Annotated in this window: 12 protein-coding genes and 1 pseudogene; 6 read left to right on the forward strand and 7 right to left on the reverse strand. The window is 69.1% G+C overall.

The genetic code is table 11. The features are described 5' to 3' along the window. Window positions 1-50: 50 nt before the first annotated feature. The 3 genes from V6S85_RS17410 to V6S85_RS17420 all read right to left on the reverse strand — a co-directional run bounded on the left by V6S85_RS17410 (window position 51) and on the right by V6S85_RS17420 (window position 2,016). Window positions 51-338: a XapX domain-containing protein gene (locus V6S85_RS17410; RefSeq protein WP_334349717.1), complete on the reverse strand. Its 288-nt coding sequence runs from the start codon at window positions 336-338 to the stop codon at window positions 51-53. Window positions 339-402: 64 nt separating this feature from the next. Next, entirely contained in the window at window positions 403-1,056 is a 654-nt protein-coding gene (locus tag V6S85_RS17415; RefSeq protein WP_165256709.1) for a hydrolase, read from the reverse strand. Between the two features lie 111 nt (window positions 1,057-1,167). After that, window positions 1,168-2,016, reverse strand: coding sequence for an alpha/beta hydrolase (locus V6S85_RS17420; RefSeq protein WP_334349718.1), 849 nt, complete (start codon window positions 2,014-2,016; stop codon window positions 1,168-1,170). Window positions 2,017-2,325: 309 nt separating this feature from the next. Here V6S85_RS17420 and V6S85_RS17425 point away from each other — a divergent pair, with 309 nt between their 5' ends. Both V6S85_RS17425 and V6S85_RS17430 read left to right on the forward strand, forming a co-directional pair. Further along, a complete protein-coding gene (locus tag V6S85_RS17425; RefSeq protein ID WP_243410522.1) occupies window positions 2,326-3,522 on the forward strand; it encodes a serine hydrolase domain-containing protein in 1,197 nt (398 codons plus the stop codon). A 113-nt stretch (window positions 3,523-3,635) separates the two neighbouring features. Further along, window positions 3,636-4,316, forward strand: a complete 681-nt coding sequence (locus V6S85_RS17430) for a hypothetical protein (RefSeq protein WP_334349719.1) — start codon at window positions 3,636-3,638, stop codon at window positions 4,314-4,316. A gap of 76 nt (window positions 4,317-4,392) precedes the next feature. Here the strand turns inward: V6S85_RS17430 and alaS are convergent, their stop codons facing one another. Continuing rightward, the gene (alaS, locus tag V6S85_RS17435; protein WP_334349720.1) at window positions 4,393-7,035 is read right to left on the reverse strand and encodes an alanine--tRNA ligase; all 2,643 of its coding nucleotides are present in this window, start codon (window positions 7,033-7,035) and stop codon (window positions 4,393-4,395) included. A gap of 175 nt (window positions 7,036-7,210) precedes the next feature. Between alaS and V6S85_RS17440 the strand changes: the two genes are divergently transcribed. Next, window positions 7,211-7,729, forward strand: a complete 519-nt coding sequence (locus V6S85_RS17440; RefSeq protein WP_334349721.1) for a hypothetical protein — start codon at window positions 7,211-7,213, stop codon at window positions 7,727-7,729. 409 nt (window positions 7,730-8,138) lie between these two features. On the opposite strand, the gene recA is transcribed toward V6S85_RS17440, so the two are convergent. Next, a complete protein-coding gene (gene recA / locus V6S85_RS17445; RefSeq protein WP_116566567.1) occupies window positions 8,139-9,209 on the reverse strand; it encodes a recombinase RecA in 1,071 nt (356 codons plus the stop codon). A 252-nt stretch (window positions 9,210-9,461) separates the two neighbouring features. Here recA and V6S85_RS17450 point away from each other — a divergent pair, with 252 nt between their 5' ends. The 3 genes and pseudogenes from V6S85_RS17450 to V6S85_RS26655 all read left to right on the forward strand — a co-directional run bounded on the left by V6S85_RS17450 (window position 9,462) and on the right by V6S85_RS26655 (window position 13,656). Beyond that, entirely contained in the window at window positions 9,462-11,063 is a 1,602-nt protein-coding gene (locus tag V6S85_RS17450) for an EAL domain-containing protein (RefSeq protein WP_116566569.1), read from the forward strand. 112 nt (window positions 11,064-11,175) lie between these two features. Next, window positions 11,176-12,030, forward strand: a pseudogene (locus V6S85_RS26650) (GAF domain-containing protein); the annotation flags it as partial. Window positions 12,031-12,126: 96 nt separating this feature from the next. Then, window positions 12,127-13,656, forward strand: coding sequence for an ATP-binding protein (locus V6S85_RS26655; RefSeq protein WP_442885684.1), 1,530 nt, complete (start codon window positions 12,127-12,129; stop codon window positions 13,654-13,656). Here V6S85_RS26655 and V6S85_RS17460 read toward each other — a convergent pair. Both V6S85_RS17460 and V6S85_RS17465 read right to left on the reverse strand, forming a co-directional pair. Beyond that, window positions 13,653-15,281, reverse strand: a complete 1,629-nt coding sequence (locus tag V6S85_RS17460; protein WP_334349722.1) for an alkaline phosphatase D family protein — start codon at window positions 15,279-15,281, stop codon at window positions 13,653-13,655. The genes V6S85_RS26655 and V6S85_RS17460 overlap by 4 nt on opposite strands. Before the next feature lie 99 nt (window positions 15,282-15,380). Next, entirely contained in the window at window positions 15,381-18,617 is a 3,237-nt protein-coding gene (locus V6S85_RS17465) for an outer membrane beta-barrel protein (RefSeq protein ID WP_334349723.1), read from the reverse strand. Window positions 18,618-18,668: the final 51 nt, after the last annotated feature.

The following is an 18,668-nucleotide window of genomic DNA, read 5'->3' on the forward strand; positions in this document are numbered from 1 at the left end:
GCGGAACTCCGGGGGAAACTTGGGCGCCAGCGAACTGGCGGGACGCGTCTTCAGGCCTTGGGGGCGGCCGGCGGATCGTTGTCGGCCAGCTCGGTCGGCTTCTGGCCGCAGGGCAGCGGGCCGAACATGTGCGGCCCCACCTGATGCTTCAGCCACGAGACGGCGGCCGGCCTGCGGACCATCCATCCCTTGACCAGCGGCGGGATCTGTTCGCCCACCAGTATGCCGAACAGGCCGACCAGGGCCACCACCGGCGGCGCGGGCGAGCGCACCTGCAGCAGGCCGTAGAACACGCCGACCGCGAGGCCCGCGGCGAGCGACAGGATGTAGATCTTCATCATGGGGACGCCTTGCAGGGGCGCGCCGCGCCGGCCCGGGAACGAGCCGGCGCGGGCGGACTGGTTAGCCTTCGTGGGCGTTGAACATCGACTTGGCGTAGATGATGCCCAGGCCGTAGCCGCCGCCATGCACCTTCGCGATGCCGGTGGTCATGTCGTAGGTCTCGGTGCGGGCCCAGTCGCGCTGCATTTCCAGCAGGTACTGCAGGGCGGTGATCGGACGGGCGCCGGCCTGGATCATGCGCTCGACGGCGCGCTCGTGGGCCTCGGCCGAAACGTCGCCGCAGGCGTCGGTGATCACGTAGACCTCATAGCCCTGGGCCAGGGCCGACAGCGCCGGACCGACGATGCAGACGCTGGTCCACAGGCCGGCCAGCACGATGCGGTCCTTGCCGATCTTGTTGATCTCCTCGATCACCGGGGCGTCTTCCCAGGTGTTCATCGAGGTGCGGTCCAGCAGGGTCTTGCCCGGGAACGGCGCGGTGACCTCGGCGAACATCGGGCCCGAGAAGCTCTTCTCGGCGACCGTGGTCAGGATGGTCGAGACGCCGAAGCCGGCGGCGGCGCTGGCCACCAGGCCGGCGTTGTTGCGCAGGGTGATCGCGTCGATCGAATGGGTCGCAAACGCCATCTGCGACTGGAAGTCGATCATGATCAGGGTGTGGTCGGTCGGCGTCAGCAGCTGCGGGCCGGGGGTCGGGGTGGCCTTGATCGGCATCGACTTTGTCCTTGGATGCGGAATGGAAGAAGTCCGCGGAATGTGTCGACGCCGACAAAAACAGTCTTGTTCAGTCCCCCTGCGTTTTGGCCAAGCGGGCCATCGGAGCGTCTAGAACGGCGCCAGCCGCACATGGGCCGGCAAGGCCACCTTCGCCGTCGCCTCGCCGCTCTCGACCTTGGCGACGATCGCCCTGAGCACCATCGCCAGCGTCGCCGAATCCGGGCCGTGGCCGGCCCCGCGCACCGTGAACAGCGCACCCGTGCGATGGGCGGCGACCGCTTGCGCCCGCAACGCCTCGCCGTGGGCGTAGGGGATGACCTGGTCGGCGTCGCCGTGAATCAGGAACAAGGGCTCGTCCAGCGAGGCGATCGCGCCCTTGTTGTCGTAACGGTCGGTCAGCAGCGGACGGGCGATGGCCGGGGCCATGGCCGACAGGCGCGTGAAGGTCCCGATGGTGACCAGGCCGTCCAGCTTGCGCCGGCTCGCCAGGCCGAAAGCGACGCCCCCGCCCAGGCTGTGGCCGACGACGATCAGGGGTCCGGCGCCGGCGACGACCCGCGCCCTTTCGAAGAACGCGTCGGCGTCGGCCGCCAGGCCCTTCTCGCTGGCCCGGCCGGGATTGCCGCTGTATTCGCGGTATTCGGCCGCCACCACGCCGTAGCCCTCGGCGACCAGGGGCGAGAGCCAGCGCACCGAGTTGTTGGCGGTCGACCCGTTGCCGTGGAAGATCAGGAAGGTCGGCTTGCCGTCGCGCGGCGCGACCTCGACACCGCGAAGGGTCAGGCCGTCGGCGGTCGTGACCGTGACCATCGCCGCGGCCGGCGGCAGGCCCGTCAGGTTCAGCGGCGCCTTCGGAGCCGGATAGACCCGCTCGTGAATCTGCGCCCTGGCCTGTCCCGTCGCGACGGGACCGAAGACCAGGAGCACGGCGGCGGCGATGCTGGCGATGCGTTTCATGCGGCGATGTTATCGCCCCGGTGGCGCCCGGCAAGGCGCTCGCGTGGCGGCGGTCCGACAATCCCGGACCTGCGGCTCAAATGGGGTTGTCGCCTCGCGTCAAAACGCTAGGACGGACGCTTCGTGTTTCATGTGTCGCGGACGTGACGCCGGGGGGCTGCCGGCGTCTGGCCGCTGCTTTCCTGCGTACGGACGGCCAGCCTGACCAAGTTCCTGAAGACCTCGCAGTTCACCTTCCGTCGCCGTCGCTGGACGGTCGGGCGCATTGCGGCGGCGGCCGCGGTCGGCGTCGCCCTGCTGGGCGGCGTGGTGTTCGGCGTCTCGCGCTGCACCCGCGCGCCGCGCGCCGTCGACGACAAGGCGATCGCCGCCGCGGCCACGCCCGTCGTCCTGCCGCTGAAGCCGCAGGACTGGCGCGGCGATATCGACTATCGCGCCCTAGACGCCCGCATCCAGTCGATGATGCACGACCGCTCGATGACCGGACTGGCCGTGGCCGTGGTCGAGGGCGGCCGGCTGTCGTTCGTGAAGGGCTATGGCGTCACCGCGCCCGACGATGGCGAGGCGGTCGGCGCCGACACGGTGTTCCGCTGGGCGTCGCTGTCCAAGACCGTGGCCGGCTCGCTGAGCGCGCGCCTGGCGCAGGACGGCGCCTTCGCGCTGGCCGACCCGCTGGGCAAGTTCCACACCAGCCTGCGCCTGCCGGCCGGGGCCCAGGAAACCCTGACGATCGAGCAGCTGCTGTCGCAGCGCACGGGCCTGCCGCGCAACGCCTATGACGGCTGGCTGGAGGGCGGCCGCGCGCCCAAGATGATCCGCCAGGCCCTGGGCGACGTGCCTCCCCAGTGCCCGCCGGCCACCTGCCACACCTACCAGAACGTCGCCTTCGACACGATCCGCGAAGTCGTCGAGACCACCACCCACCGCCCCTATGCCGAGGAGGTGCGCCAGCGCCTGTTCCTGCCCCTGGGCATGAGCAGCGCCACGATCGGCATGGGCGAGCTCAGCGACGCCAAGCATTGGGCGCGCCCGTCGCGCTACGGCCGTCGCCTGACCCTGGCCGAGGCCTACTACCTGACCCCCGCCGCCGCCGGGGTGAACTCCAACATCGTCGACCTGGCGCGCTGGATGCAGGCCCAGATGGGCCTGGCGCCCGCCGTGCTGCCCCCCGGCGTGCTCGAGGAAATCCAGCGTCCGCGCGTCAACACCGGCAAGCCCTACGGCAACTCTCCGCTGGGCCGCACGCTGGAAAAGCCGGGCTACGGCCTGGCCATGCGCAGCTTCGGATACCAGGGCCACCGCCTGGCCGGCCACAGCGGCGCCGTCGACGGCTACCGCGCCACGATGATGTTCGACCCGCAGAAGAAGACCGGCGTCGTGATGCTGTGGAACAGCGAGAGCAGCCTGCCCTTCAAGCTGCAGGCCGAGGTCTTCGACCTCTATTACCACCGACCGTTCACCGACTGGCTGGAACTGGGCAAGGGCCAGGTTCAGCTGGAGCCCTAGGCGGCGGCCCCGTCCGGTTAAGCTGTCGGACACTCCCGGTGCGGGAAGGTGTCGTCGCGCTTGCCGCGTGCGAGCCTTCCGGGTCTTTCGGCCCGCCGCTTCGAGGAGACGGCATGACGCTGTTTGTCAGCCTGAGGGATTACCAGTCCGGCCATGTCCGGAGCTCCGTGGAGGGCGGCGCGCTGTCTCTCCTGGACGAGACCGTGAAGGCGCGGCTGGAATTGCAGCAGATCGAAATCGACAGGCCAAGCCAGAGGTCGAACCCAGCGCCCACTCTGGCAATGTGGCGCCTCGCCGCCAACGCCTTCGTCTTCAAGGATCTGGTCGATGAGACGGTCGACGAGTCGTATGACGATCAGCGCGACCAGCAGGACGGCGATCTGCACAATGATCTGAAAGCCGTGCGCCAAGCCGTAGCGGACGCCCTGGCCAAGCACCGGTTCGAAACCCACGCCTTGGTTTCTCGAGCCCTGGTCCGCATGGTGCTGGCGGGGCGAAGCCAGGAGCAGAGCCGCCAATACATTCTCGCCACGCTGAACGACGAAAACGTTCGGTTCGACCTGGTCGTCTGGATCATGAATCTGCGCGAGAACCCGATCCTGGGCTCACTTGTCGATGGTGTCGTCGCCGTGACGGTGACGGTATCCCCACTCGACAACGACAATCTCTGCACCAACGAACTGAAGGTGCTGATGGCTCGCCAGAGGGATGCACTTGGCCTCACCTACGATGAGACCATTCGGCAGTATCAGGAAATGGCCAACGCCCATCACGCCTGGGCTCACCGTCGATAGGCCATGACGCCTGAGCGGCGCCGCACGCTATCGGGTCAAGGAGCCGGAGCGACGTCGCCCCGGCTCCTTGGTCGTATCAGCCGGCCAGGACGGCCTTGATCGCCGCCAGGCCGTCGTCGGCCTTGCTGGCGTCGGGCGCGCCGCCCTGGGCGAAGTCGGGCTTTCCGCCCGCGCCCTGGCCGCCCATGGCGATCACGGCGGCCTTGGCCAGGTCCGCGGCGCTGAACTTGCCCACCAGGTCGGCGGTCACGGCCACGGTGACGGCGGCCTTGCCGTCGGTCGTGCCCACCAGGGCCACCACGCCCGAGGCCAGCTGCTTCTTGAACTCCTCGGCCACGCCGCGCAGCTCCTTGCCGCCGACGCCGTCGAGGACGCGGGCGATCAGAGCGGTGCCGTTGACGTCTTCCGGACCGGAGGCCGCGCCGCCGCCGCCCAGGGCCAGCTGCTTCTTGGCCTCGGCCAGTTCCTTTTCCAGCTTCTTGCGCTCGGCGACCAGGGCGTCGACGCGGGCCAGGACCTCGGCGACCGGGGTCTTGAACTGGTCGGCCAGGGCCTTGGCGACGCCGGCCTGGTCGAGCAGGAAGCGGCGGGCCGCCTCGCCGGTCAGGGCCTCGATGCGGCGCACGCCGGCGGCGACGCCCTGCTCCGAGACGATCTTGAACAGCGCGATGTCGCCGGTGCGGGCCACGTGGGTGCCGCCGCACAGTTCCACCGAATAGGCCTTGCCCGCGTCGGTCAGCGAGTCACCCAGGGTCAGCACGCGCACGCTGTCGCCGTACTTCTCGCCGAACAGCGCCACGGCGCCGGCCTCGATGGCCGCTTCCGGAGCCATCTCCTCGGTGCGGGCCGCCACGTTCTGGCGGATGACCGCGTTGACCTCGGCCTCGATGCGCTCGATCTCGTCGGCGCTCAGGGGTCCCCCGTGGCTGAAGTCGAAGCGCATGCGCTCGCCGTCGACCATCTGGCCCTTCTGGGCCACGTGCGGGCCCAGCACATGGTGCAGGGCCGCATGCACCAGGTGGGCGGCGGAGTGGTTGGAGCGGGTGGTGTGGCGGCGATCGGCGTCCACCGAGGCCACGACCTTGTCGCCGACCTTCAGCGGACCGGCCAGCTCGACGCGGTGCACGTGCAGCTCGCCGGCCTGCTTCTGGGTGTCGAGCACGCGGCTCTCGGCGCCATTGGCTTCGATCACGCCGGTGTCGCCGGCCTGGCCGCCGCTCTCGGCGTAGAAGCTGGTGCGGTCGAGCAGCACGTCGACGGTCTGGCCCGCCTGCGCGGCCTCGACCTCGGCGCCGTCGGCGACGATGGCCGTCACGACGCCCGTGGTCTCGGTGGTCTCGTAGCCGACGAAGTCGGTGGTGCCGGCCTTTTCCTTGATCGAGAACCAGGCGGCCGCCGCGCCCTGCTGGCCCGAGCCGGCCCAGTTGGCGCGCGCCATCTCGCGCTGCTTCTGCATGGCGACGTCGAAGCCGTCGGTATCGACAGTCAGGCCCTTGGCGCGAACGGCGTCCTGGGTCAGGTCGAGCGGGAAGCCGTAGGTGTCGTAGAGTTTGAAGGCAGTCTCGCCGTCCAGCACGTCGCCGGTCGACAGGCCCGCAGTGGCCTCGTCGAGCAGGCCCATGCCGCGACCCAGCGTGGTGCGGAAGCGCTCTTCCTCCTGGCGCAGGGTCTCGACGATCGAGGCCTCGGCGCGGCGCAGTTCCGGATAGGCCTGGCCCATTTCGGCGACCAGGGTCGGGGCCAGGCGGTGCATCAGGGGCTCGTTGGCGCCCAGCAGGTAGGCGTGGCGCATGGCCCGGCGCATGATCCGGCGCAGCACATAGCCGCGGCCTTCGTTCGACGGGGTGACGCCGTCGGCCAGCAGGAACGACGACGAGCGCAGGTGGTCGGCGATGACGCGGTGCGACGGGGCCTGGTCGCCCTCGGCCTTGACGCCGGTCAGCTCGACCGAGGCGGCGATCAGCGCCTTGAAGAGATCGATGTCGTAGTTGTCGTGCTGGCCTTGCAGCACGGCGGCGATGCGCTCCAGGCCCATGCCGGTGTCGATCGAGGGCTTGGGCAGCGCCACGCGCTCGCCGCCGGCCAGCTGCTCGAACTGCATGAAGACGAGGTTCCAGATCTCGATGAAGCGGTCGCCGTCTTCATCGGGGCTGCCCGGAGGGCCGCCGAAGATGCCTTCGCCGTGGTCGTAGAAGATTTCCGAGCACGGGCCGCAGGGGCCGGTGTCGCCCATGGACCAGAAGTTGTCGCTGGTCGGGATGCGGATGATCTTGTCGTCGGACAGGCCGGCGATCTTCTTCCACAGATCGGCCGCCTCGTCGTCGGTGTGGTACACCGTGACCAGCAGCTTGTCCTTGGGCAGCTTGAACTCGCCGGTCAGCAGGGTCCAGGCGTGGGTGATCGCCTGTTCCTTGAAGTAGTCGCCGAACGAGAAGTTGCCCAGCATCTCGAAGAAGGTGTGGTGACGGGCCGTGTAGCCGACGTTGTCGAGGTCGTTGTGCTTGCCGCCGGCGCGGACGCACTTCTGCGAGCTGGCCGCGCGCGGATGCGCGGGCGTCTCGGCGCCGGTGAAGACGTTCTTGAACGGCACCATGCCCGCGTTGACGAACAGCAGGGTCGGATCGTTCTGCGGCACCAGCGGCGCCGACGGCGTGACGGCGTGGTCGGCCTTGCCGAAGTAGTCGAGGAAGGTGCTGCGGATCTCGTTGAGGCTAGGCATCGTCGTCTCGGGAATCTCGAAAGGTCCGGTGGCTGCCGGAGGTCGGCGCTGCATAGCGCGGTTTCAAGCTTTGTGGAAATCCAACCTCTGGAATGACCGGCTTTCCAAGGCTGCGCCCTGGCGATGGTCGGCCCTGCGGGGCTATTGAATCCGGATCACGGCCGGGGGAGCGTGGATGTTCGAACGGAATCTTGGCCCGCAGCGCCGGCGTCCTCCACGTCATGTCGGCGAGGTCCGCGTGGAGGGCAAGCGCCTGCCGCCCTGGCCGCTGCGCCTGTTGTTCGCCGCAGCCGTCGTCTCGCCCCTGGCCAGTTCCTGGTACCGCGCCGAACACAAGGCCGGCCTCGAGGCCCGTGCGGAGGAAGCCGTCCGCTGGAGCCTGGACGGAGACCCCTGCCCCGTCATCGCGGCGGCCGACTTCGCGGCCGTCTCCCGCAGGGCGCCGATGACCACCGCGTTCGACGAGGCGCGCCTGTCGCGCCGGATCGGCCACGCGCAATGCTCGCGCCACGTCTATCGCCTGGACGGCCGCAAGCGCGAGGCCCAGGTCTGCGACTTCACCGGCCCCGGCGCCCTGGCGGTGGAGACGCCCAAGGCCCTAGCCTACTGGGCGCCGCCCGCCGCCGCCCGGGTGGCGATCTTCGACGGCCAGCCCCGCTGCGTGCAGCGGGCCGTGTTCCGGATGGGGGAGTAGGCGGGGCGGTCGTGGACGGCCGGAGGCTCCGGGTGCTGGGTGGTCCAGACCGCACGCGCCTCGAAAGCTGAGAACACCCCCCCTCCGGCCCTCCGGGCCACCTCCCCCAACGGGGGAGGATCTGTTGGCGTCGCGCCTCGCACAAACTGGATGCTGCCCCCCTTTGGGGGAGCTGTCGCGGAGGGACTGAGGGGGCTCAGTCCCTCACTTTTCCGTCACAGCGCTTTGCGCCGCCCCACCTCCCCCGTGCACGGGGGAGGAGAAACGAAATCGGACGCCTGGCATGGGGTCCAGGCGTCCGGGGATCGCGGCCGTCGACGGCGGTGTCGTTCCGCCGCGGGCTATTAAGGCGGGGTCGCCCTCGGCGGGCGGCGGCCGCGAAGTTCGGCGCAGGCGCGCGCCGAATTCCCTATTCCTCGTCGCCGTCCTCGGGACCGCCGACCAGCAGTTCTTCCTCGATCTTCTGCGAGGCCTTGCGCACGGCCGTTTCGATCTCGTTGGCCAGGTCCTTGTTGTTCTTGAGGAACTCACGGACGTTGTCGCGGCCCTGGCCGATGCGTTGGCTATTGTAGGAGAACCAGGAGCCGGCCTTGTCGATGATGCCGCCCTTGACGCCCAGGTCGATGATCTCGCCGAGCTTGGAGATGCCCTCGCCGTACATGATGTCGAACTCGACCTCGCGGAACGGCGGGGCCACCTTGTTCTTCACCACCTTGACGCGGACGTTGTTGCCGATGATCTCGTCGCGGTTCTTGACCGAGCCAGTGCGGCGGATGTCCAGGCGCACCGAGGCGTAGAACTTCAGGGCGTTGCCGCCCGTGGTGGTTTCCGGGCTGCCGTACATCACCCCGATCTTGTGACGGATCTGGTTGATGAAGATGACGATGGTGTTGGCCTTGTTGATCGAGCCGGTCAGCTTGCGCAGCGCCTGGCTCATCAGGCGGGCCTGCAGGCCGGGCAGGCTGTCGCCCATCTCGCCCTCGATCTCGGCCTTGGGGGTCAGGGCGGCCACGGAGTCGACCACGACGATGTCGACGGCGCCCGAGCGCACCAGGGTGTCGGTGATCTCGAGGGCCTGTTCGCCGTTGTCCGGTTGGGAGACCAGCAGGTTGTCGAGATTGACGCCCAGCTTGTGGGCGTAGGACGGATCGAGCGCGTGCTCGGCGTCGACGAAGGCGGCCGTGCCGCCGGCCTTCTGGACCTCGGCCACGACGTGCAGGGCCAGGGTGGTCTTGCCCGAGCTTTCCGGACCGTAGACCTCGACGACGCGCCCCTTGGGCAGGCCGCCGATGCCGAGCGCGATGTCGAGCCCGAGCGAACCGGTGGAGACCGACTCGATCTCGACCTTGCCCTTTTCGCCGAGCTTCATCACCGAGCCCTTGCCGAAGGCCCGATCGATCTGCGCCAGAGCCGCTTCTAGCGCCCGCGCCTTGTCGCCTTCTTCTTTGCCCACGAGTTTCAAAGCCGCCTGACTGGTCATTGGATGATCGCCTTATTCCATGATTCCGACCGCTGGGCCGGAAGTTCGGGCGCCGCTACGCCCACCGCCTGTGGAATGATTAATGCGTACACATTTTGTTCCATGTTCGCAAGATGTTCTTTTCGCTTCGCCCGGTCCATTCCGCGACCCGCCGCCGCCGCACTCCGCTCGCCACGCCCCCAAGCCGCGCCCCATGCACGGCTCCTTAAGCTAAGGGGCGCAGGATGAGGCCCTCTGGGGGAGCCTTCGTCCTTGTCTATCGATCCGCGCCGTCTCCTCGGTCTGGCCTTCGCCAGCGCCGACCTGCTTCTCGAACTCGAGGGCGATCGCGTCAGCCTCGCCCTGGGCGCGGCGCAGAAGATCATGGGCAAATCCGAAGTCTCCCTGATGGGCCGCGTCTGGCGCGACCTGTTCACCGCCGCCGACCGCCCGCTGATGGACGCGACGCTCTACGCTCTCGACGAAGGCCAGCGCCGGGGTCCGGTCACCGTCCGCGTCGCCGGCGAGCCGGAACGTTTCGTCGGAGTCACTCTGCGCGCCCTCCCCGACAATTTCGGACGTACCTCGGTGGCGATCACCGCCGCCCGCGCCCCGGCGGGGGGCCTGGACGCCTCCGGCCTGCGCCCGCGCGAGAACTTCGAGGAGATCGCCAAGGGGCTCTTCGAAGCCGCAAGGGTCACGGGGCTCGAACTCGAACTGGCCATGGTCGAGTTCGCGGGCCTTACCGCCCTGCGCGACGGCCTGGCCCCGCCCGAGGCCCTGGCCCTCGACATGAAGATCGCCGGCGCGGTGCGGGCCGAGTCCCATGCCGGGGCCATGGCCACCCAGGTCTCGCCCGAGCGCTTCGCCCTGCTGCGGGCCAAGGACGACCGTCCCGAGGCCCTGGCCGCCCGCCTGACCAAGATCGCCGCCCTCGACGCCAGCGCCCACGTGGTGCCGCTGGACGGCGGAACCTCGTCGCGCGGCCTGCGGGCCCTGCGCTACGCCCTCGACGACTTCCTGCGCGAGGGCCTGAAGGACACCCCGCCGATGACCCTGTCGGAGGCGATGAACCGCTCGGTCAAGCGCACCCTGGCCCGCGCCGGCGCCCTGGGCGCGGCCGTCAGCCAGCGCCGCTTCACCCTCGCCTACCAGCCCGTGGTCGACCTCTCCAACGGCCAGGCCCACCACCACGAGGCCCTCGTGCGCTTCGAGGACGGCGCCAGCCCCTTCGCCCTGATCCGCATGGCCGAGGAGTTCGACATCATCGAGGAGCTGGACCACGCCATCGCCGAGCAGGCGGTGCGCCGGATCGCCGCCGACCGCGCCGGCAATGTTCGCCTGGCCGTCAACGTCTCGGGCCGCACGATCGTCAGCGAGACCTTCGTCGACCATATCGGCCGCCTGCTGGCCGCCACTCCGGCGGCAAAGAGCAAGCTGATCTTCGAGGTCACCGAGACCAGCGCCATCGACGACCTGCCGCGCGCCAACCGCCACATCCAGGCCCTGCGCGGCCTGGGCTCTCTGGTCTGCCTTGACGACTTCGGGGCCGGCGCGGCCTCGTTCGCCTACCTGCAGGAACTGACCCTCGACATCGTCAAGATCGACGGCCGCTACGTGCGCGAACTGGCCGGCAACAGCCGCGACGGGGCCATGGTCCGCCGCCTTGTCGAACTGTGCCGCGACCTCAACGTCCGCACCGTGGCCGAGATGGTCGAGACCGCCGAGGTGGAAGAAGTGGTCCGCAAGGCCGGCGTCGACTTCGCGCAAGGCTGGCTCTACGGCAAGCCGGCCGACCAGCCGCAGCCCTCGCAGAAACCGTCGGCCATCACCCCCATGGCCCGCCGCGCAGGCGTGTCGGAAGGCTGGGGCTAAACAGCTTCACCATACTTGCGTGGAACCCTTGGCCGCGCCAAGCGTCTAAGGGACCGCGCCGGCCTTCCTCGTCGGCGAGTCGACACGCGGGGACCGGGGGGCCGCAACCAGCATGAACGCCGCTGCCGCGTCGGAACGCGAGGCTCGCCGCCTCGCGGCGCTCCGTCGTTACGACATCCTGGACACCCCGCGCGAGGCCGCCTTCGACGAGATCGTCGCCCTGGCCGCCGAGATCTGCGGCGCGCCCATCGCGGTCGTCAACCTGATCGACGAGCACCGGCAGTTCTTCAAGGCCGAGGTGGGCCTGGGCGTGCGCGAGACGCCGCTGGAGAGCTCGTTCTGCGCCAAGGCGATCCTCGAGGACGACTTCCTGCTGGTCCCCGACGCCACGCGCGACCACCGGTTCGACTGCAATCCCCTGGTCACCGGCGATCCGCACCTGCGCTTCTACGCCGGCGCGCTGCTGAAGACGGCCGAGGGCCTGCCGATCGGCACGCTGTGCGTGCTCGACACCGCGCCCAAGGACCTGTCGCCCCTCCAGCAGCGCACCCTGCAGGTGCTGGCCCGCCAGGTGATGAGCCAGCTCGACCTGCGCCTGTCGCTGCAGGCCAGCGCCGACAGCGAGCGCAAGTACCGCACCCTCTTCGACTCGATGGACGAGGGCTTCTGCATCATCGAGTTCCTCGACGGCCCGCACGGCCCCGACAGCGACTACGTCCACATCGACGCCAACACCGCCTACGCCCGCCACGCCGGCATCCCCAACGTCGTCGGCCAGAGGCTGCGCGAGATGGTCGGCGACGAGGCCGACGCCTGGGTGGCGCGCTACGGCCACGTGCTGCGCACCGGCGAGCCGATCCGCTTCGAGCAGGAACTGGTGGCCACCGGCCGTTATCTGTCGCTGTCGTCGTTCCGCATCGAGCCGCCCGAGCGCAGGCAGGTGGCGGTGCTGTTCCAGGACATCACCGAGCGCCGCCGCGCCGAACTGGCCCTGCGCGAGTTGAACGAGACGCTGGAGAGCCGTGTCGCCAGCGCCCTGGCCGAGCGCCGCGTGCTGGCCGACGTGGTCGAGGGCACCAACGCCTTCGTCCAGGTGGCCGACAAGGATTTCCGCTGGCTGGCGATCAACGGCGCGGCCGCCCGCGAATTCGAGCAGGTGTTCGGCGTCACACCCCATCCTGGCGACAACATGCTCGATCTGCTGGCAGGCCAGCCGACCAACCGCGAGCAGGTGCGGGCCGTCTGGTCGCGGGCCCTGGCCGGCGAGGAGTTCGTCCAGGTCGAGGCCTACGGCGATCCGGGCGGCTACCGACGCTTCTACGAGATGCGCTTCGGCGTGCTGCGCGACGACATGGGCCTGCAGGCCGGCGCCTACCAGTTCGTCTACGACGTCACCGCGCGGCTGGAGGAGCAGGAGCGCCTGCGCGAGGCCGAGGAGGCCCTGCGCCAGGCCCAGAAGATGGAGGCCGTCGGCCAGCTGACCGGGGGCCTGGCCCACGACTTCAACAACCTGCTGTCGGGCATTTCCGGCTCGTTCGAGATGATCGGCACGCGCCTGTCGCAGGGTCGCTCGCGCGACGTCGAGAAATACCTGTCCGCCGGCCAGGGCGCGGCCCGGCGGGCGGCCGCCCTCACCCACCGCCTGCTGGCCTTCTCGCGCCGCCAGACCCTGTCGCCCAAGCCGATCGTCATCAACCGGCTGATGGCCGACTTCGTCGAACTGGTGCGCCGCACGGTCGGCCCGTCGATCAAGGTCGAGACCGTGGCGGCCGCCGGGCTGTGGCCCACCCTGGTCGACGACAACCAACTGGAGAACGCCCTCCTCAACCTCTGCATCAACGCCCGCGACGCCATGCCCGACGGCGGCCGCATCACCATCGAGACCGGCAACAAGTGGCTCGATCGCCGCTCGGCCGACGAGCGCGGCATGGAGCCGGGCCAATACGTCACCGTCTGCGTCAGCGACACCGGCGTGGGCATGGACAAGGCGATCCAGGAGCGGGTGTTCGACCCGTTCTTCACCACCAAGCCGATAGGCGAAGGCACGGGCCTTGGCCTGTCCATGGTCTACGGCTTCGCCCGCCAGTCGCACGGCCACGTGCGGATCTATTCCGAGGTCGGCCAGGGCACGATGGTCTGCATCTACCTGCCGCGCCATTTCGGCGAGGAGGCCGCGCCCGAGACCGACGCCCATGCCGTACAGCCCGCCCCGGCGGCGGCCGGCGAGACCGTGCTGGTGGTCGACGACGAGCCGACCGTCCGCATGCTGATCGTCGATGCGCTGCAGGAGCTGGGCTACGCCTGCGCCGAGGCCGCCGACGGCCCGGCCGGCCTGCGCCTGCTGCAATCCAACGCCCGCTTCGACCTCTTGATCACCGACGTGGGCCTGCCCGGCGGCCTCAACGGCCGCCAGGTCGCCGACGCCGCCCGGGCGCTGCGGCCCGGGCTGAAGGTGATGTTCATCACCGGCTACGCCGAGAACGCCGCCCTCAACCATGGCCACATCCAGCCGGGAATGGAGGTGCTGACCAAGCCGTTCGCGGTGTCCGACCTGGCCGCCCGGGTCGACCGGATGATGCGCACGCTCCTCTAGGCGCTGAACGCCCGCCGACCGCGCTCCACCCGCATCCGGTGGCTGCCGGCCAGTTCGGTCGAGCGGGCCTTGATCGTTTGCAGGAACAGCCACTCGCCGGCGACGCTCCTGGGCGTCACCTCGATCATCATGTAGCCGCGCCGGCTGGTGTCGGCCCACTTCAGTTCGGAATTGGCGGCCATGAAGCCCTGGGCCACGACCTTGGGGTCGGCGCCCATATCGCCTTCCATGCCGTTGGAGGTCACCGCCTGGCCGGCGAACTCCACCCCGGCCGGGCGGCCGTCTTCCATGAGGCCGTAGGCCCAGGCGTTGTGGCTGTCGCCCGACAGCATGACGAGGTCGGCGTCGGCCGCCTGGGCGGCCTTGAGCAGGCGCGAGCGGGCGGCCGGATAGCCGTCCCAGCGGTCCATCCACATCGGCACGCCCTGCCCGGCGGCGCGGATGTTGTTGCGATAGCCGGCGACCTTCTTGTCGGCGACCTCGGGCCGCAGCCAGTCGACGGCGTCCCTGGGCATCACGGTGCGGCCCAGGATCGTGCCCATGCCGACCAGCTGCCAGGCCTTCGACGAGGCCTTCATCTGATGCGCCAGCCAGCTCTCCTGGGTCGAGCCCAGCATGGTGGCCGAGGGATCGCGCCAGGCCCCGTCGCGGAACGCTTTCAGCGCAGCGTCCGGATCGGCCGCCTTGAACGCCGCACCCAGGTCGGCGGGACGCGTGCGGCCCAGCAGGCGGGATTCCGTGCGGTAAAGCGTGGCCAGGGCGCCGATCGGATAGGCCTTCCACGGCTCGTCCGAGACCGGCATCCACTCGCGATAGACCTGCATGGCGGCCGCGCGGCGGACGTTCCAGTCGCCCTCCTTGTCGGGCTGGTGGTTCTGGGCCCCGCCCTCCCAGCTGTCGTTGGCCGACTCGTGATCGTCCCACAGCGCGACCATCGGGGCCATCTGGTGCAGGCGCTGCAAATCAGGATCGGCGCGGTAGCTGGCGTAGCGCAGGCGATAGTCGGCGATGGCCAGGATCTCGGTGACCGGCAGCAGCTGTTCCTTGCGGCCCTGCGCCCAGTCGCCCTCGCGGGTCGAGCCGACGCCGTACTCGTAGATGTAGTCGCCGGTGTGCAGCCATAGGTCCAGGTCCTGGCGGGCGGCGGCGTGGCCGTAGGCGTTGAAGTAGCCGTTGGGCAGGTTCGAGCACGAGAACACCGCCAGGCCGAAGCGCGGTACGGGACCGACCGGCAGGGTCTTGGTGCGGCCGACCGGCGACGTCGAACCGTCCGGGGCCACGAAGCGGTACCAGTAGACCGTACCGGGCTTCAGCCCGTCGACCGTCAGCTTGGCGGTCCAGTCGCGATAGGCCCCGGTGCGCACGACGCCGCCGGCGACCACCTTGGCGAAGGCCTGGTCCAGCGCCACCTCGGCCTGCAGCGTGACGACGCCGCCGTCGCCGGCGGGGACAAAGCGCGTCCACAGCAGCATGCTGTCCGGCCCCGGCTCACCGCTGGCCACGTTGTGGGTGAAGCCGCTGGCGCCCAGCAGCTGCCGGGCGGCCGCGCGGCCGGCCGGCATGGCCATGGCCCCCAGGCCCAGGCCGCCCAGCACCAGGCTGCGGCGATCGATGTGCAGAACCACGAAAGACCTCTTCGATCTGAACGACGGAATGACGAGAAGAGAAAAAGGGGGCGGCCGCGCGAAGGGGAGGAACGCGGCCGCCGGGGAGCCGAAAGCGCCTTAGAAGACGCCCTTCAGGCCCACGTTCCACATCGAGCCGTAGATGCTGTACTGCTGCACCCGGCTGCGGACGTTCGAGTAGACGATGTCCGGCTCGTTGAAGATGTTGCGGCCGGCCAGCATGACCTCGAAGCGCTTGTTGATCTTGTAGCTGGCGCTGACGTTCCACAGCTGCCGCTCGGCCCGGTAGAGGATGCCGTTGTTGGCCGTGGTCGGCGTGTTGCTGAGCGCGCTGGTCCGGTAGGCGTCCTGCCAGTTGCCGGTCAGTTGCAGGTCGAACTTGCCGTAGCTGTAGCGCAGGCCCCAGTTGGCCGAGGTCTTGGGCAGGTTCACGCGCTCGCCGTCGGGATCGATCTTGGTGACCGAGGCCCTCAGGCCAAGGCCCCGCCAGGCGCCCGGCAGGAAGACCAGCTGCTGGTCGTACTCCAGCGTGATCCCCTTGTTGGTGCTGGTGCCCGGCAGGTTCTGGGCGCTGCGGAAAGTGTAGCCGGCGTAGTCGCCCGGATTGTAGCCGACGTCCTCGGGATCGACCGTGATGCCGGTGACCTGCATGTCCTTGACGTCCAGCTGGTAGGCCGAGATCCCGACCACGCCCGACGGCTCCAGATAGTACAGCAGGCTGGCGTAGTACTTGGTCGAGTGCTCGGGCTTGAGCAGCGGGTTGGGCACGGTGACGATCAGGTTGTTGTCGTCGACGGCCACCACGCCGCCCAGGTTGCCGTAGTCGGGGCGCAGGATCGACTGGCTGAAGGCCATCTGGCCCACCAGGCGCTTGTTGAAGTCGTACTTCACGCCGCCGCTCAGGAACCAGTCGTCGTACTCGCCCTCGCGGGTCGTGTAGGTCCCGTTGCGGTATTGGTACATCAGGCCTGCGACGGTGCTGGTCGACAGGCCCGCGGCGGCCACTTCCTTGGCCGAGCGGATGTCGGCGACGCGCGCCTGGGTCTTGGTCTTCTCGTAGCGCAGGCCAAGGTCGAACTGGGCCTTGCCCAGACGCGGCTGAGCCTCGACGTAAGCCGCGCTGACCTCCTCGCCGATCTTCTTGTTGTTATCCAGCTGGCGCTTCAGGTTGCCCACGGTGTCGGGCACGAAGTACTCGGGATGGGCCTGGTAGATGTCGTAGACGGCGTAGTTGTTGTCCGCGCGCCAGCCCTGCTCGTTCATGTTGCCGGCGTCGAAGCCGTGGATCTTGAACTGGTAGTTCTGCGTCCAGGGGATGACGGCCTCGGGGGCCTTCTGGGTCAGGTCGCCGGTGGGACCCACGTACTGGAACTGCTTGAACGAGCCTTCGTTGGTCTTCCACATGTTGGTGCGGAAGGCGGCCCCGCCCAGCAGCTTCAGCTGCACGTCGCCGATGGCCAGCTGCTTCTTCAGGTCCAGGTTCACGCCGTACATCTGGTTGTTGGCGTTCGACTGCGACGTGCGGATGTTGTTGCCGATGTCGTCATCGCGATTGAAGTTGGCCGGGTCGCTCCACGAGCGGCCGGCCGTCTGCTTGATGGTCCAGGCGTTCGAGTCCTCCGACGCGCGATCCAGCGTGAACCCGATCCGGGTCAGGTAGCTGTCGGTGCGGGCGAAGAAGCCCTGGTCGTTGTCCTCGAAATTGAACTGCGAGCTGGAATAGTTGGCGCGCAGCAAGGCCTCGAAAGTGTCGCCGCGATATTCCAGCTTCGGCGCGAACACCCAGGCCGGCGTGCCGGCGTAGCGGTGCGAATACTGGGTGTGCAGGCGAGTGTTGGTCGTGCTCGGGTTCACGACGATGTGGGTGGGCGTGGAGTCGGCCGTCGCCCGCGACACCGTCGTCGTGCCGAAGATCAGGTAGGTGTACTGGTTGAAGTACTCGACGTCGTAGAACGAGTAGGTGCTGCGCAGGCTAAGCGCCAGCTTGTCGGTGATCTTGTAGTCGACGCTGAGGTTGGCGGCCTTGCGGCTGGTCAGCTTCGGACCCGGACGCCACATCACCTGGTAGGGCATGACGCGGCCGTCGGCGAGGTAGGACCAGTCGGTCTGGACCCGGTCCTGCTGGACGAAGTTGGCGTTGTAGCTGGCGTTGAACGCCACGCCCAGACGGCCGTCCAGGAACACGTCGCCATAGCCGATCTGCGCCGAGGGGTAGATCGTCATATGCTTCTTGTCGTCGGGCAGGTACTGCCGCGACAGGGTCGAGTCCGAGGTCCCCACGCCGCCGATCTGGAAGCGCAGCAGGCAGCTCTTGCGCTGGAAGGCATACTTGCTGCGCAGGTTGATCGAGCCGCCGGGGCTGTCGGCGTCCATGCTGGCCTGCAGGGTGTTGTTCAGCTCGATGGAGTCGATGCCGGTGATCGACATCTGCTCGAACGAGTTCTGGCGGCCCGAATTGTTGTTCGACGTGGCCGTGGCCATGCGCGCGCCGTCGGTGGTGAAGGTCGAGTACTTGGGATCAAGGCCCCCGATGCGCACGGCCGTGGCGTCGACCTCGGTGTAGTCCAGCGACACGCCGGGCATGTTCTTCATGAACTCGCCGACGTCGCCCATGGTCAGGGCGCCGAAGTTGTCGGCGGCCACCACGTTCTTGGCGTTGGTCGAGGCGCGGCGCTCCATGATGGCGGCGGCCTGGCCGTCGCGGGCGGCGGTGATCGTCACCGCCTCGACCGCGTCGCCGCCGGCGGCGGCATAGGCCGTCAGGTCGAAGGTCACGGCCGCGGTCTGGCCGGGCTCGATGGTGACGACCGTGCGAGCGGTCTCCAGGCCCGTATACTTGGCCACCACGGCCACCTCGCCGGCCGGCACGCCGGTCAGGCGAAAGTCGCCGCCGTCTTCCGAGAAGGCCACGATGGTCGTGCCCTCGACGCGGATCTCGGCGTTGCGGACGTACTGGCCGGTGGCGGTGTTCATCACCTTGCCGCGGACCACGCCCGAGCCGACCGCCGCCGACGGACGGGCCCCGGCCGGACCGGCCGACTTCAGGGTGATCACCTGGCCGTCGTCGCTGTCGATGCGCAGCGGCGTGCCGGCGATCAGCCGCGACAGCGCCGTGCGCACGTCCATGCGGCCCTTCACGGCCGGGGTGCGCACGCCGTCCAGCAGGCGGGCCGGCGCCACGATCTGCACCTGGCCCTGGCGGGCCAGTTCGGGGATGGCGCGCACGGCCGGCTGGGCCGGAATGTCGAAGTCGCGGTCCTGCGCCTGGGCTTGCGAGGCGACGGCGAGCGCCACGGCGGCGACGCCGCAGGCGAGGATGGAGTAGCGGGAATTCATCGGCAGTCAGCCCCCAATCGTCGCCCAGATCGCGACGTCGCGGGTTGAGAG

The organism is Caulobacter sp. CCNWLW153 (assembly GCF_036889365.1).
Classification (GTDB): Bacteria; Pseudomonadota; Alphaproteobacteria; order Caulobacterales; family Caulobacteraceae; genus Caulobacter; species Caulobacter radicis.

Coding starts and splice junctions, on each gene's coding strand:
- recA (WP_116566567.1), bottom strand. CDS start 9,209: ATGACCAGTCAGGCGGCTTTGAAACTCGTGGGCAAAGAAGAAGGCGAC.
- V6S85_RS17430 (WP_334349719.1), top strand. CDS start 3,636: ATGACGCTGTTTGTCAGCCTGAGGGATTACCAGTCCGGCCATGTCCGG.
- V6S85_RS17420 (WP_334349718.1), bottom strand. CDS start 2,016: ATGAAACGCATCGCCAGCATCGCCGCCGCCGTGCTCCTGGTCTTCGGT.
- alaS (WP_334349720.1), bottom strand. CDS start 7,035: ATGCCTAGCCTCAACGAGATCCGCAGCACCTTCCTCGACTACTTCGGC.
- V6S85_RS17415 (WP_165256709.1), bottom strand. CDS start 1,056: ATGCCGATCAAGGCCACCCCGACCCCCGGCCCGCAGCTGCTGACGCCG.
- V6S85_RS17440 (WP_334349721.1), top strand. CDS start 7,211: ATGTTCGAACGGAATCTTGGCCCGCAGCGCCGGCGTCCTCCACGTCAT.
- V6S85_RS17410 (WP_334349717.1), bottom strand. CDS start 338: ATGAAGATCTACATCCTGTCGCTCGCCGCGGGCCTCGCGGTCGGCGTG.
- V6S85_RS17465 (WP_334349723.1), bottom strand. CDS start 18,617: ATGAATTCCCGCTACTCCATCCTCGCCTGCGGCGTCGCCGCCGTGGCG.